Origin of the sequence: Winogradskyella ursingii (genome assembly GCF_013403975.1) — a bacterium.
In the GTDB taxonomy this organism is placed as follows: Bacteria; Bacteroidota; Bacteroidia; order Flavobacteriales; family Flavobacteriaceae; genus Winogradskyella; species Winogradskyella ursingii.
The window spans coordinates 547,029-561,496 of record NZ_JABFDH010000002.1 but is presented as its reverse complement, the minus strand read 5'-3'; the positions used below and the strand labels follow the sequence as shown (position 1 = coordinate 561,496).

Genomic DNA, 14,468 nt, shown 5'->3' with positions numbered 1-14,468 from the left:
TGTAATCATTTTAAATAATTTCTAGCTTTTTTCCAACTTTGGTAAAAGCAGCAATGGCTTTATCTAATTGATCTTTATTATGTGCCGCACTTAATTGTACTCTTATTCTTGCTTTTTCTTTTGGAACAACGGGATAAAAGAACCCAATGACGTAAACACCTTCTGTCAGTAGCATATTGGCCATAGTTTGAGACAGTTTGGCGTCATAGAGCATAACCGGCACAATCGCAGAGTCTCCGTCTATAATATCAAAACCAGCATCTTTCATTCCTTTCTTAAAATATTTGGTATTCCAATCCACTTTATCCCTAAGAGAATTGTCGTTTTTGAGCATATCAAAAACCTTTATAGAAGCTCCTACGATTGCTGGAGCCAACGAATTAGAAAACAAATAAGGTCTGGAGCGTTGACGTAAAATTTCTATAACTTCTTTTTTGGCTGTTGTATAGCCGCCCATTGCACCTCCCATGGCTTTACCCAATGTACCTGTAATGATATCTATTCTTCCTAAAACACCTTTTTCTTCTAAAGTACCGATTCCAGTTTCTCCTATAAAGCCAGTGGCATGACATTCGTCTATCATAACCATTGCATCATATTTATCTGCCAAATCGCATATTTTATCGAGTGGAGCGACGATGCCATCCATAGAAAAAACACCATCTGTAACTATAATTTTGTATCTAGCGCCATTAGAATTGGCAGCAATGAGTTGCTGTTCTAAGTCTTCCATATCACTATTTTTATAGCGATATCGCGCGGCTTTGCAGAGTCTTACACCATCAATGATAGATGCGTGATTTAACGAATCTGAAATAATAGCATCCTCTTTTCCTAAAAGTGGTTCAAAAACGCCTCCATTGGCATCAAAAGCAGCCGCATATAAAATGGTATCTTCTGTACCATAAAAATCAGAAATTTTTTGTTCCAATTCTTTATGTATATCCTGTGTGCCACAGATGAATCTAACCGACGACATACCAAACCCATGAGAATCTAATGTGTCTTTAGCAGCTTTAACAACCTCTGGATGAGATGATAACCCTAGGTAATTGTTGGCGCAAAAATTAAGTACTGTCTCACCAGTACTCAATGTAATCTCAGCTCCTTGAGGTGACGTGATGATCCGCTCTTTTTTATATAGACCTGCGTCTTTTATATCTTCTATTTCTTTTTTTAAATGATTTTTTATATCTCCGTACATGAAAATGGTTTTTTATTTATTCAAATATTTATTCAAAAATATGTAGATAAACTCAGACTTCAATAATCTCAATGTCTTCATTTATATAAACTAATAATTTTTTTGAGACGGCAAAACCCATTTGCGTTATTACTTTCTCATAAGCCCCTAATTGGGTACCGTGATTAAGTTTCGGTTCACCTGTTTTGTAATCTATAATAACAGCTTCATTATTAGTTGTAATCACTAAACGGTCTGGTCGCAACAATTGACCAGTACTCGTAATGATATCGTGTTCGTTATAAATTTGAAGACGGTCCTGAAAATATGGACTAAGTTTTGGGTGAGACACAACGGCTGCAACAGTCTGTTTGAGATCGTTTAATTGATTATGAGAAATCTCTCCTAAAGTCAATAAATTTTCAAGTTCAAAATCCAAATCACCTACTGTCCTGATTTTAGAAAGGACCAAATGAACCAGATTACCACGTTCAATAGCTTGTTCTTGGTGGGTATCCCACAACAACCCAGATCTTGTTACAATACTAAAATTATGTTCTTCTTTTGCTGTTGAAATAAATCCGATTGATTCGGATTCCTCTGTGATGTTATTAATTGTTTGCGGTTTAATCAAAGTTCCAAATTCGTAAATAGGTTGGTTTTCGTCCCACAGGTCTCTATGTTGCAAATACGATATCAGCATGCCTGCATAGCTGTTTTCATTTAGTTTGCCTTTTGAGTTTAAATCTTTTTTGCTTATAATGTATAATTGCTCAACAGCTCTTGTAAGCACTACATATAAAAGATTAAGATTATCCAGTTCCAATTCCGATTGATGAGTATCGAAAATCATTTTACCGGCATCTCCAAAATGTTCTACATCTTTAGAGTAATTAATTAAAAATGACTCAAATCCAACTTCGCTATTATCCATTGGAAACCAAACCTTAGGTTCTATTTCTTGGTAAATATTTAAGTCTGCAAAAGGAAATATAACAACAGGAAACTCTAGACCTTTGGCCTTATGGATTGTCATAATCTGAACCGCGTCTAAATTTTTTGGAGAAACCACACTCAAACGATCTTCATTCTTTTCGAAATAACTAATAAAACCGACTAAGTCAGAGTCATTTTTTTGGGCGAATTCCAACACGACATCCATATAAAATTGAAGGAATGCGTCCGAGTGGTCGTTCATATTAAAAGTTCTGACCAGTTTCTCCAAGAGCTCATACAAAGGCAACTGTAACAGCTCGTTGATGTTAAGATGGATATCTATTGTCTCAAGGCTTTTTAAAGTTGCTTTAAATTCTCTCTTTAGGTGAGTAGTAAAAAAATTATGGCTATCTGTTATGTGATTTTGCTCGGCTAAAAACGAAAGAAATTCTACCTGAAGCACATCATTGTTAGGCTGAAGTAGTAATTTTAAAAAGATATTTAAGAAATTTACTTTTTCAGAGTTTTTTAAAAGTAAAGTTTCTGAGGAAGTTATTTTTATTCCATTTTCACTAAGATTTTGTGCAATAGCTACACCTTCTTTTCGTTTGCGCACCAAAATGCAAATATCACTTAGTGGATAACCGTTTTCTTTACATTTTAGAACAGTCTGCATAGTTTCGGTCACATACGGTTCTGCATTATCGTCCTTTTCCTGTAGATCTAAAAAGTTGAGATTCACATATCCTAAGCTTTCACTATTTGTGTGCTGCATGGCATTCTCAAAAAGCTCCGCATAATTGGGATTGCCAATAAAGTTTTGACCCAAGAATTTAAACAAAGAATTATTAAATTCTACCACTGCTTTAGCACTTCTGTAGTTGGTTTCTAACGCGAAAATTTCTTTCTCAGTTTGAAATGGATTAGTGTGTTTATTATATAGATTTATAAACTGCTCAGCTTCTCCGCCACGCCATCTGTAAATAGCTTGTTTGGCGTCACCGACCAACATTACAGAGCCGTTTGGGCCAGATAGAGCGTTATCTAAGAGTGGTACCAAATTATCCCATTGCATCTTAGAGGTGTCCTGAAATTCATCTATAAAATAGTTTTTGAATTTTTCCCCAAGCCGTTCATAAATAAATGGTGTTGGTTGATTTTTAATTTCTTCATGAATGATAGTGTTAAATTCTGAAATCAGCATTTTATTCTGCTCTTCTTTCAAAAGATATAGCTCGGTTTGTATGGCATTTAAGACAGAAACTGGTGTGATATTTTTATAAAATGCTTTTTTTAACCTTAAATCAAAGAACATTTTTTTTGTGCTGGTAAAAGCAGAAGCTAGTTGAGGCTGAATACTATCAATAGTCTCAGCGATGCTTTTTGAAACACGCTTAGGATATAACGCGTTGCCGTTAACCAAATCATCTTGCCAATTAGCTTCAAAACCAATGCTAAAGTTAATTTCTGCTAGTTTTATAAAATAGTTGGGTAGAGATTTCCTATTAAAATCATCGAACTGTAGTCCGCTTTCTTCTATTAATTTCAAAACCGTTTCTGAAATAGTTTTGATTTTGCTTTCAATAATTGAAATTTCTTTGCTAAGGTGCAGCTTCAATTTTTTAAAATCATCGAGAGACTTATCTTTCAACTTTTTTGTAAATGGCAAATCAGCCTCACTAATCAAGAGTTTAGCTATTTTACTAAAATCATAGCTTATGTCCCAGCTCTTATCGTCATCTGCTTTTTCTATGGCAAAATCCACCAATACTTTGGTTAATTTTTTGTCTGTCCCTGCTTTGGCGATTAGTCCGTCAACAGCTTCATTTAATAAACGATCTTGGTCAAGTTCTACTTCAAAATTTACAGGTAGTTTCAAATCTTTTGCAAATGTCCTTATCACACGGTGGGTAAAACCATCAATAGTAGAAATATTGAAGGCACCATAATTATGCAAAATGTGCTTTAAAATTATTTTGGATTTGGTGATAAGTTGATTTGGAGAAATTTTTAATTCGTCACATATGGCAGAAAACATTGGGTGTGGTAGTGATAGACTTTGGTCAGAAGAAAATGTCTTGAGCATTTCTATAATTCTTGTTTTCATTTCTCCAACTGCTTTGTTGGTAAAGGTTATAGCAAGAATAGATTTAAATTTATCTGGACTTTCCGCAGAAATCAAGATTTTTAAATACGATTTGGCCAAAGTAAAGGTTTTGCCACTGCCAGCAGAAGCATTATATATTTTAAAAGTTGAATTTTGCAAACGATTAATTTTATACCAAAATAGGGAATCTTAATAGTTTATTAAGAAAAAAACGAACTCAATATCGTAAATTTGAGAGAAAACAAGTATTAACCAAAAAAAATTAAAGATTATGGCTTTCGAATTACCGAAATTAAAATATAGTTACGATGCTTTAGAACCGCATATTGATGCAAGAACGATGGAGATTCACCATTCTAAACACCATCAAGGTTACACTAATAAATTGAATAATGCAATTGAAGGGACTGACCAAGAAGGTAAGACCATTGAAAATATCTTAATCAACCTTGATATGGATAACCAAGCTGTTAGAAATAATGGTGGCGGATTTTACAACCATTCCTTATTTTGGGAAATTATGAATCCTGAAGACAAGGGTAGACTTTCTGGTGAGCTCAAAGATGCGATTGAAGGTAAATTTGGTTCATTTGATGCTTTTAAAGATGAATTCTCAAAAGCAGCTGGAGGGCAATTCGGCTCTGGTTGGGCCTGGTTATGTGTTCACAAAGGTGGGAAGGTAGAAATATGTTCTACTCCAAACCAAGACAATCCGTTAATGCCAGGTGTTGGCTGTGGTGGTCATCCTATTTTAGGATTAGATGTTTGGGAACATGCTTACTATTTAAAGTACCAGAATAAAAGACCTGATTATATTGATGCATTTTTTAATGTAATTAACTGGAACGAGGTAGAAAGACGTTATGCTGAAGCTAAGTAATTGATTGCTCTATATAAAATTGAAAAATCCAAGCTGAAGAGCTTGGATTTTTTATGAATTAAAATGTTGTTAATTATTTGAAAAGATATCAAGTAAACTCATTAAGATTGTTACTCATCTGGGAATTAAAAATGAAAAAGGATGAACAGACGTTCATCCTTTTTGCCCCAAATCTACCATAAACTTAACCTACTTATGTTATGGTGAGCCAAATATAGGTTGACATTTAATTATATAGTTAATTTAATGGATAAACGACATATATATTAGTCTAAGCGTGGAAACTATTGCTTAATTATATTAATTAAAATCTAATAGTACTTCTCTTATATATTTATAGGGTTATCTTACTTAAAGTGAAACTTCAACTAAATGCATAAAAAAAGGTGAACAGAAGTTCACCTTTTTTTGCCCCAAATCTACCATGAACTTAACCTACTTATGTTATGGTGATACCAATGTAGATGTTATTTGTTAAAACGAATCTATAATATAGATAAAATGCATTTTTTTTCGGCAAAAAGATAATTTTATCGGATTAACCGTTTGCTGATACCTTTTAATAAGCTCTTTCTTTATTTCCTTCGTAAAAATTAATAAACGCTTTGTTTACAACTCGATTACCGCCTGCAGTAGGATAATCTCCTGTAAAATACCAGTCACCTAAATTCTTAGGGCAGGCCTTATGGAGATTTTTAACTGGTTGGAAAATAATTTTAACCTCCGCATTAACCTGATCATCACTTAAAAGATCTGCTATTTTATTAGAGATGTCTTCATCCGTGAAATTATCATAGATTTCCTTAACGTAATTGACGACATTTTTGTCCTTCATTTTAACTTGAGTGAGGCACTTTTTATACACGTTCTCAACGATTTCGTATTGATTGTTTTCTTTTAACAATTCTAGTGCAGCTCTAAAGGCGACTAAGCTTTCTAGATTTGCCATATCTATTCCGTAACAGTCTGGATAGCGTATTTGTGGAGCAGATGAAACAACAATAATTTGTTTTGGCTTTAGACGATCCATCATTTTAATGATACTCTTTTTAAGAGTAGTACCTCTAACAATACTATCATCAATGATTACCAAATTATCAGTTGGCTTTATTACACCATATGTCACATCATAAACATGTGCTACAAGATCGTCTCTGCTACTGTCTTCGGTAATAAAGGTTCTTAGCTTAACATCTTTGATGGCAATCTTTTCTATACGTGGTCTTTCTGATAATATTTCTGTTACTCTTTCTGCTGAAAGTTTTCCATTTCCATCTAAAATAGATTTTGTCTTTCTCTCATTGAGATATTCTTCAACCGTATCAATCATACCGTAAAATGAAGTTTCAGCTGTATTTGGAATAAAAGAAAAAACCGTGTTCTCTGTGTCATAATCTATGGCTTCCAATACCTTTGGCATCAGCAATCTCCCAAGTTCTTTTCTTTCCTCATAGATTTCTGCATCACTACCTCGCGAAAAATAGATTCTCTCGAAAGAACATGCTTTTCGTTCTAACGGTTTTAAAATTTTCTTAATATCGACAGAGCCAGATTTTTTCGTGATTATAGCATGACCCGGTTCCAACTCTTGCACACTTTCAAATGGCACGTTAAAAACTGTTTGAATCACTGGTCGCTCAGAAGCAACAACGACAACTTCGTCATCTTTATAATAATATACAGGTCTAATACCTGCGGGATCACGAAGTACAAATGAATCTCCATGACCTAAAAGCCCAGCCATGGCATAACCACCATCCCAATTTTTTGCGGCTCTTTTTAGAATCTTGGCCACTTTTAGTCTTTCGGCAATTAAAGGGGAACATTCCACTTTACTAAATCCTTCTTTTTTAAGGTCTTTATAGATTTTTGCAACTGCATCGTCTAGAAAGTGACCAATTTTTTCCATTACGGTAATTGTGTCGGCTTTTTCTTTTGGATGCTGGCCAATTTCAATAAGATTATCAAAAAGCTCATTAACGTTTGTCATATTAAAATTACCAGCTACGATTAGGTTTCGATGCTGCCAGTTATTTTGTCTTAAAAACGGATGGACACTTTCTACACTGTTTTTCCCAAAGGTTCCATATCTCACATGACCCAATAATAATTCGCCAATATAAGGAATGTGTCTTTTCTGTAAAGCTACATTGTCTTGGTATTCTGGGTGTTGGGCAAAATCGTAATTAATGCGTTCATTAATTTGGGCAAAAATATCTTGTATGGGTTGTTGTGCAATAGATCGCACTCTACTTATGTAACGTTCCCCAGGCTTGGTGTCTAACTTGATACTTGCAAAACCAGCTCCGTCCTGTCCACGATTGTGCTGTTTTTCCATCATTAGATACATCTTGTTAACACCGTAAAAAGCACTGCCATACTTTTCTTTATAGTATTCCAATGGTTTTAGTAACCTAATAAGTGCAATACCGCACTCATGTTTTAAAGCATCACTCATTGTTGTAAACTGCTATTAATTTTAATAAAAACGCACCCTATTATGAGTGCGTATGTTTTTATGCTAATTCTATATCGAATTGAGTTAGACTCTTAAATTCTTCTAAACGTTTATAAATATCTTTGTCTGTTATGTTTTGCATCCGCTCAGTGCCAAATTTCTCAACAGAAAATGATGCCAATGTAGAACCATATATGACTGCGCTTTTCATGTTTTCAAAAGAATAATCATCAGTCTTTGTTAAATACCCTGCAAAGCCGCCTGCGAAAGTGTCTCCTGCTCCAGTTGGGTCAAATACTTCTTCCAATGGCAATGCAGGTGCATAGAATACGTTGTCGTCGTGAAATAGCAAGGCTCCGTGTTCACCTTTTTTTATCACCACATATTTAGGTCCCATTTCATGAATTTTTCTGGCTGCTACCACCAATGAATATTCTCCGGTCAATTGCCTAGCTTCTTCGTCATTAATTGTAATGACATCTATATGTTTGATGGTGTTTTTTAAATCTTCTAAGGCGCAGTCCATCCAGAAATTCATGGTGTCCAAAATAACCAATTTAGGTTTTTTTGTCATTTGGTTTAAGACGCTCATTTGCGTAAGTGGGTGTAAATTACCGAGCATTACTACGTCTGCATCTCTATAATTCTCAGGCACTTTAGGCTCGAAATCTGCAAGAACATTTAATTCTGTTACTAGGGTATCTCGAGAATTCATGTCGTTATGGTATTTGCCGCTCCAAAAGAATGTCTTTCCATCTTTTACAATTTCAATACCAGAAATATCAATATTTCGGTTACTCATTAAATCGAGGTATTTTTGAGGAAAGTCTCCACCAACCACAGAAATAATTGCCGAATCTACATTAAAATTAGATGCTGCCAGACCAATAAAAGTGCCTGCGCCACCGAGAATTTTATCGGTTTTGCCAAAAGGTGTTTCGATAGCGTCAAAAGCTACAGTCCCGACAATCGCTAATTTACCCATATATAAAGTTTGAATTATGATGCAAATTTACGTAAAATAAATTCCTTGTGAAATAAGCTAATTGGCATTCGATAAATAAATCATTTCCTTCCAAAATCGGCAGGAATCTCACCCCAAGCTTTGGTTTCCCATTTTACAATGATTGTAGAATACTTATTGGTCTTTAGCCATTTTACAGCTCTGTCCACCAAGTCGTAAACAGGTTTGTTTTTTTCCGTACGTTGTAATTTAGAATTGCAGTTTTTTTTGCGCACCCAGCTCATAGCGGTTTTAGAATCTGTATAGATTATCCGATCGCTTTTATGTTGTTTTAAAAAAGCCAAACCATGTACTATGGCCAAGAATTCACCGATATTGTTAGTGCCTTGTTCAAATGGGCCTTGTTTAAAGAGTTGTTTTTTTGTTTTGGTATCTACACCTCTGTATTCCATTATGCCTGGATTTCCGCTTGATGCCGCATCTACTGAAATAGAATTATAATTAGGTTGACCAATTTTTTTGAGTTGTGCCTCGGTGAGTTCACTTTTAAAAGACTTCTTTTTCCCAACATAGTCATAATAATTCCCTTTTAACGCTTTTTTTGCTGCAGCAAAAGTTGGGAACGACTTATATTGCGCACCTTGAAAATCTTTGATTTGGGCTTTGCAGTCGTCCCATTTTTCGAAGATTCCGGTTTTGTGACCTTTCCAAACGGTATAGTATTTTTTCTTCTTTTTACTCATTTTTGCCAATCCTGCGCAGGCAGGAATCTCATAATCTAAAATTTTGTTTCAAATGTATCTCGACGGCGCTCGATGACACAGAAATTTACTTTAATAGCTTTCCCACAATTTTGGGGAAATGCTCCATCTCCAAATCATGAATTTTCATCGCCACATCCTCGGCAGAATCTGATGCTTGAATCTCACATTTTGCCTGAAAAATTATGGCTCCTTCATCATAATTTTCATTGACATAATGAATGGTGATGCCGGTTTCAGTTTCTTTATTGGCAACGACAGCTTCGTGCACAAACTTTCCATACATGCCTTTCCCACCATATTTTGGTAATAGAGCGGGATGAATATTGATCACTTTGTTTTCAAATTCCTTCAAAATAAATTTAGGAAATTTCCAAAGAAAACCTGCCAATACAATCAAATCTGGTTTTGAGGCTTGTAGGATATTCAAAACATCCTCAGATTTTGAAAATGCTATTCTGTTGAATGATAACGCGCTAATATTCAATTTTTTACAACGATCCAATACTTTGGCATGAGGATTGTTAGTGAGTACTTGAATAACACGCGCATTATCGCTGTTGTGAAAAAACTTTATTAAATTTTCAGCATTACTCCCACTTCCGGACGCAAAAATTACAATTCGTTTCATATACTTGCCATCATGTTCAAATTATTCAAACAAAAAAAAGAATAATAATTAACAATTAGGGCAAAACGGAATACTTCTATTTTATTTTTACTAAATTAAAAGCACATTTTATCGGTAAAGATGATTATTAACGTAAAGTTTTTTATTTTTGCCATCTAATTAAAACTTAAAATTAAAAGATTATGTCAGACATTGCATCACGAGTAAAAGCGATTATCGTAGATAAATTAGGTGTTGATGAAAACGAAGTTGTAACTGAAGCTAGCTTCACTAACGATTTAGGAGCGGATTCATTGGATACTGTAGAATTAATAATGGAATTCGAAAAAGAATTTGATATTCAAATCCCAGACGATCAAGCTGAGAACATTGCAACAGTTGGTCAAGCTATTTCTTATATAGAAGAAGCAAAAAAATAAGAACTTTATTTTTATGGAATTAAAGCGAGTCGTAGTTACCGGTTTAGGTGCACTTACACCCATAGGCAATACCAAAGATGAATATTGGGAGGGATTGGTCAATGGAAAAAGTGGCGCTGCACCTGTGACGCATTTTGATGCTTCAAACTTCAAAACACAGTTCGCTTGTGAAGTAAAAAACTTTGAAGTAACTGACTTTATTGATAGAAAGTTAGCGCGTAAAATGGATAAGTTTTCGCAGTATGCTATGGTGGCTTCAGATGAAGCTATCGCAGACTCAAAACTAGATCTAGATGCGTTAAATAAACTAAGAGTTGGAGTTATTTGGGGAGCTGGTATCGGTGGCTTAGAAACATTTCAAGAAGAGGTGTTGAATTTTGCAGCTGGTGATGGTACGCCTCGATTCAATCCATTCTTTATCCCAAAAATGATTGCCGATATAGCACCAGGAAACATATCCATAAAATATGGTTTTATGGGACCGAACTATACAACGGTGTCAGCTTGTGCATCTTCTGCTAATTCAATGATCGATGCCTTAAACACAATTCGTTTAGGTCACTGTGATGTTGTCATTACTGGAGGAAGTGAAGCTGCAGTAACTATTGCTGGTATGGGAGGTTTTAATGCTATGCATGCCATGAGTACTAGAAACGAAAGTCCTGAAACAGCTTCTAGACCTTTTGATGCCAATCGTGATGGATTTGTATTGGGAGAGGGAGCAGGTTCTATAGTTTTAGAAGAGTATGAGCATGCTAAGGCAAGAGGAGCAAAAATCTATGCTGAAGTTGTAGGAGGAGGACTTTCGTCTGATGCTTATCACATGACGGCACCACATCCAGATGGTATTGGTGTTGTTGCAGTAATGAAAAATTGTTTAGAAAACGCAGGGTTAAATCCTGAAGATGTAGATCATATTAATACACACGGTACATCAACACCACTAGGTGATGTGGCCGAACTCAAAGCTATATCAGAAGTATTTGGCAGCCACGCTAAAAACATAAACATTAATTCTACAAAATCCATGACGGGTCATTTGCTTGGTGCTGCTGGAGCTATTGAGGCTATTGCTTCAATATTAGCAATGGAGCATGGCATTGTGCCACCAACAATTAATCACGAAACTCATGATGAGAACATAGATTCAGAATTAAATTTAACTCTCAATAAAGCTCAGAAACGAGATATTAAAGTCGCAATGAGCAATACATTTGGATTTGGCGGTCATAACGCTTGCGTATTGTTTAAAAAAATAGATTAAATCCCGAATGAAATTCATTCGTAACATATTGAAAAATTCCCGTGCTGATGAAGACGGGAATTTTTTTTTAAAACTTAAATCCATTTTAGGGTTTAATCCCAAGAACAAAGAGCTTTATGTCAAGGCATTTACCCATCGCTCAATGAATATTAAGGACAAAAAAGGTAATGCCATTAATTACGAAAGACTAGAGTTTGTAGGTGATGCTATGTTGAGTTCTGTCATTGCTTGTTACTTATTTGAAAAAGTACCGCACGGAGATGAAGGTTATCTTACCAAAATGCGATCTAAAGTGGTCAGTAGAGAGCATCTCAATGAATTGGGAAAGGATTTAGGGCTTATTGAATTGGTACAGAGTAAAATACCGACTTCAAATTTTGGAAATAATATCCACGGTAATTTGTTTGAATCTTTAGTTGGTGCTATTTTTTTGGACAAAGGTTACAAGTACTGTGAAAAATTTATTTATGATAGGGTTATTGAACCCTACGTAGATATCGAAACCTTAGAAGGTAAGGTTATCAGTTATAAAAGTTTGCTCATTGAATGGTGTCAAAAGGAAAAAAACACATTTGATTACGAAGTTTATGAAGATACTGGTAACGACGCACTAAAACATTTCTCTGTAAAATTGAGCATTAACGATAAAGTGATTGCCAAGGCGAGAGCCACTTCAAAAAAGAAGGCTGAGGAAAAAGCATCAAAACGTGCATTTTTTGCTTTTCAAAAACAGATTACCAAACTTATCTAGTTGTATTTATAAGTGAAATTACAAATCTGCTCAAAACACCCGCAACTATAACGTTTTCGTAGCTTAGGAGAGATAAAGATTAACCAAATCTTAATCAAATTCAATGTATAATGTACTATATTTACCATTCAAAGTTATAACCTTATGGCTTTACACAAACTTCTGGTAGATGATTTTAATGATGACGATTACAAGCTCATTGCCATCCATTGTAATTTAGAAGATTACCGTTTAGCCTATTTACTCAATAAAAATTTAGACCTAAGGTTACAACGCAAACAAAAAGATTTAGACTTTAAATATTTAACCTCTTCGTATAGTATTTTTGAGTGGAATAACGAGTCGCAATATGTCACATGGAACTTAGTGTCCAATATTTGTAAAAAAGAAGAGAATAGTCTTTCTAGTACTGGCACTTTATTCGAGAGTGAAGAAAAGACACTAAAGACTTTCAATTTGATTTCAGAATTGAAGCGTGTGGATTATTTTCTAAAAATTTCTGAGGAAATCCAAAATGTGAATGAGCATTTGATAATAAATAGGTTACAGTCAATTCCGCAAATAGTGACGAGCTATACCGTAGACCCCTTAAAAATAAAGTCCAAGGACCATTTAATTTTTTAACTAGATGCCAAATAAAAAAACAAAAATAGTAGCCACATTAGGCCCAGCAACAAGTACCAAAGCTGTTTTAAAAGATATGTTGGACGAAGGTGCCAACGTATTCAGAATTAATTTCTCACATGCGAATTACAAAGACGTCAAAGAACGAATAAAAATGATTCGTGATCTCAATGATGAGTTTGGATATAACGCATCAATTCTGGCCGATTTACAAGGTCCTAAGTTGCGCGTAGGCACCATGAAGGGTGAGGTTTTTGTCGATGAAGGTGATGAAATCGTTTTTGCAACAGGAAAGCGTTTTACGGGCACAAAAGAACGTGTTTACATGACCTATGATAAATTTCCTCAAGATGCTAAAGCAGGAGAGCGTATTTTATTGGACGACGGAAAGCTGATTTTTGAAGTTGTCTCAACAGACGGAAAGTCTGAAGTAAAAGCTAAAGTCATTCAAGGAGGGCCCTTAAAATCTAAAAAGGGTGTCAATTTACCAAACACAAACATTTCTCAACCGGCTTTAACCGAAAAAGATATTGAAGATGCCATTTTTGCTATTGGACAGCAGGTAGATTGGATTGCATTATCCTTTGTGCGCCATGCTGAAGATTTAATGGAATTGGAAAAACTTATCAGTGAACATAGCGACCATAAAATTCCAATAATCGCCAAAATAGAAAAGCCAGAAGCTGTTGAAAATATTGATAAAATCGTAGCTTACTGTGATGGGTTAATGGTAGCTCGTGGAGATTTAGGAGTGGAAATTCCAGCAGAAGAAGTACCGCTAATTCAAAAGCAGTTAGTACTACGTGCCAAACGCGCAAGAATTCCTGTGATTATAGCCACGCAGATGATGGAAACGATGATTTCTAGTCTTACGCCAACTCGTGCGGAGGTGAACGATGTCGCCAATTCCGTAATGGATGGAGCTGATGCAGTGATGCTATCTGGTGAGACTTCTGTTGGGCAATACCCAGTTCAGGTGATTCGCCAAATGGCAAATATTATAAGAAGTGTGGAGGATTCACCTTTAATTGAAGTACCACAAAACCCACCTCACATTCGTACTAAGCGTTATATTACCAAATCAATTTGTTACCACGCAGCTAATATGGCCAATGAGATTGATGCCAAAGCCATCTCTACATTAACCAATAGTGGTTATACTGCCTTTCAGATTTCCGCTTGGAGACCATCAGCTCATATTTTAGTTTTTACATCTAACAAGAGAATTTTAACCCAATTGAGTTTACTTTGGGGCGTGACTGCATTCTTCTATGACAAGTTTGTAAGTACAGACGAAACAATTGAAGATGTTAATTCTATCGCATGTAAAAAAGGCTATCTTGAAGTTGGCGATATGTTAGTGAGTTTAGCAGCAATGCCTATACAAGCTAAAGGTATGGTGAATACGTTACGAGTTACTGAGATTGAAAATTGTAGTTTTTAGAACAGACTTTAAATTTGCCTTTTATTAGCCTATACTAGCGTTTTGT

12 protein-coding genes are annotated in these 14,468 nt (G+C 35.2%); 6 read left to right on the top strand and 6 right to left on the bottom strand.

The window, feature by feature from the left end; translation table 11 throughout:
• Positions 1–10: 10 nt before the first annotated feature.
• On the bottom strand, positions 11–1,204 hold the full coding sequence (kbl, locus tag HM983_RS06245) for a glycine C-acetyltransferase (protein ID WP_179344530.1): 1,194 nt from the start codon (positions 1,202–1,204) through the stop codon (positions 11–13).
• A 52-nt stretch (positions 1,205–1,256) separates the two neighbouring features.
• Positions 1,257–4,385 carry a UvrD-helicase domain-containing protein gene (locus HM983_RS06240; RefSeq protein ID WP_179344529.1) on the bottom strand — a complete coding sequence of 1,043 codons (3,129 nt, stop codon included), beginning with the start codon at positions 4,383–4,385 and terminating at the stop codon, positions 1,257–1,259.
• Between the two features lie 112 nt (positions 4,386–4,497).
• Between HM983_RS06240 and HM983_RS06235 the strand changes: the two genes are divergently transcribed.
• The gene (locus tag HM983_RS06235; RefSeq protein WP_179344528.1) at positions 4,498–5,106 is read left to right on the top strand and encodes a superoxide dismutase; all 609 of its coding nucleotides are present in this window, start codon (positions 4,498–4,500) and stop codon (positions 5,104–5,106) included.
• Positions 5,107–5,665: 559 nt separating this feature from the next.
• On the opposite strand, the gene HM983_RS06230 is transcribed toward HM983_RS06235, so the two are convergent.
• The 4 genes from HM983_RS06230 to purN form a co-directional block, all read right to left on the bottom strand.
• Positions 5,666–7,564 carry an amidophosphoribosyltransferase gene (locus HM983_RS06230; protein WP_179344527.1) on the bottom strand — a complete coding sequence of 633 codons (1,899 nt, stop codon included), beginning with the start codon at positions 7,562–7,564 and terminating at the stop codon, positions 5,666–5,668.
• A gap of 58 nt (positions 7,565–7,622) precedes the next feature.
• Entirely contained in the window at positions 7,623–8,549 is a 927-nt protein-coding gene (locus tag HM983_RS06225; RefSeq protein WP_179344526.1) for a PfkB family carbohydrate kinase, read from the bottom strand.
• A gap of 80 nt (positions 8,550–8,629) precedes the next feature.
• Positions 8,630–9,271, bottom strand: coding sequence for a ribonuclease H1 domain-containing protein (locus HM983_RS06220; protein WP_179344525.1), 642 nt, complete (start codon positions 9,269–9,271; stop codon positions 8,630–8,632).
• An 85-nt stretch (positions 9,272–9,356) separates the two neighbouring features.
• The gene (gene purN, locus HM983_RS06215) at positions 9,357–9,920 is read right to left on the bottom strand and encodes a phosphoribosylglycinamide formyltransferase (RefSeq protein WP_179344524.1); all 564 of its coding nucleotides are present in this window, start codon (positions 9,918–9,920) and stop codon (positions 9,357–9,359) included.
• A 182-nt stretch (positions 9,921–10,102) separates the two neighbouring features.
• Here purN and HM983_RS06210 point away from each other — a divergent pair, with 182 nt between their 5' ends.
• The 5 genes from HM983_RS06210 to pyk all read left to right on the top strand — a co-directional run bounded on the left by HM983_RS06210 (position 10,103) and on the right by pyk (position 14,422).
• Complete coding sequence (locus HM983_RS06210; RefSeq protein ID WP_007137004.1) at positions 10,103–10,339, top strand: acyl carrier protein; 237 nt, start codon at positions 10,103–10,105, stop codon at positions 10,337–10,339.
• Between the two features lie 13 nt (positions 10,340–10,352).
• The gene (gene fabF / locus HM983_RS06205) at positions 10,353–11,603 is read left to right on the top strand and encodes a beta-ketoacyl-ACP synthase II (RefSeq protein ID WP_179344523.1); all 1,251 of its coding nucleotides are present in this window, start codon (positions 10,353–10,355) and stop codon (positions 11,601–11,603) included.
• A gap of 7 nt (positions 11,604–11,610) precedes the next feature.
• Positions 11,611–12,354, top strand: a complete 744-nt coding sequence (rnc, locus tag HM983_RS06200) for a ribonuclease III (RefSeq protein WP_179344522.1) — start codon at positions 11,611–11,613, stop codon at positions 12,352–12,354.
• 144 nt (positions 12,355–12,498) lie between these two features.
• Complete coding sequence (locus tag HM983_RS06195; RefSeq protein ID WP_179344521.1) at positions 12,499–12,978, top strand: IPExxxVDY family protein; 480 nt, start codon at positions 12,499–12,501, stop codon at positions 12,976–12,978.
• A 4-nt stretch (positions 12,979–12,982) separates the two neighbouring features.
• Positions 12,983–14,422 (top strand): pyruvate kinase, encoded by a 1,440-nt coding sequence (gene pyk / locus HM983_RS06190; protein ID WP_179344520.1) that lies wholly within the window; start codon positions 12,983–12,985, stop codon positions 14,420–14,422.
• The last annotated feature ends 46 nt before the right edge of the window (positions 14,423–14,468 follow it).

Excerpts from the sequence above, each read along its gene's own strand:
- kbl (WP_179344530.1), bottom strand. The coding sequence starts at position 1,204 with ATGTACGGAGATATAAAAAATCATTTAAAAAAAGAAATAGAAGATATA.
- HM983_RS06235 (WP_179344528.1), top strand. The coding sequence starts at position 4,498 with ATGGCTTTCGAATTACCGAAATTAAAATATAGTTACGATGCTTTAGAA.
- HM983_RS06230 (WP_179344527.1), bottom strand. The coding sequence starts at position 7,564 with ATGAGTGATGCTTTAAAACATGAGTGCGGTATTGCACTTATTAGGTTA.
- HM983_RS06225 (WP_179344526.1), bottom strand. The coding sequence starts at position 8,549 with ATGGGTAAATTAGCGATTGTCGGGACTGTAGCTTTTGACGCTATCGAA.
- HM983_RS06220 (WP_179344525.1), bottom strand. The coding sequence starts at position 9,271 with ATGAGTAAAAAGAAGAAAAAATACTATACCGTTTGGAAAGGTCACAAA.
- purN (WP_179344524.1), bottom strand. The coding sequence starts at position 9,920 with ATGAAACGAATTGTAATTTTTGCGTCCGGAAGTGGGAGTAATGCTGAA.
- HM983_RS06210 (WP_007137004.1), top strand. The coding sequence starts at position 10,103 with ATGTCAGACATTGCATCACGAGTAAAAGCGATTATCGTAGATAAATTA.
- fabF (WP_179344523.1), top strand. The coding sequence starts at position 10,353 with ATGGAATTAAAGCGAGTCGTAGTTACCGGTTTAGGTGCACTTACACCC.
- rnc (WP_179344522.1), top strand. The coding sequence starts at position 11,611 with ATGAAATTCATTCGTAACATATTGAAAAATTCCCGTGCTGATGAAGAC.
- HM983_RS06195 (WP_179344521.1), top strand. The coding sequence starts at position 12,499 with ATGGCTTTACACAAACTTCTGGTAGATGATTTTAATGATGACGATTAC.
- pyk (WP_179344520.1), top strand. The coding sequence starts at position 12,983 with ATGCCAAATAAAAAAACAAAAATAGTAGCCACATTAGGCCCAGCAACA.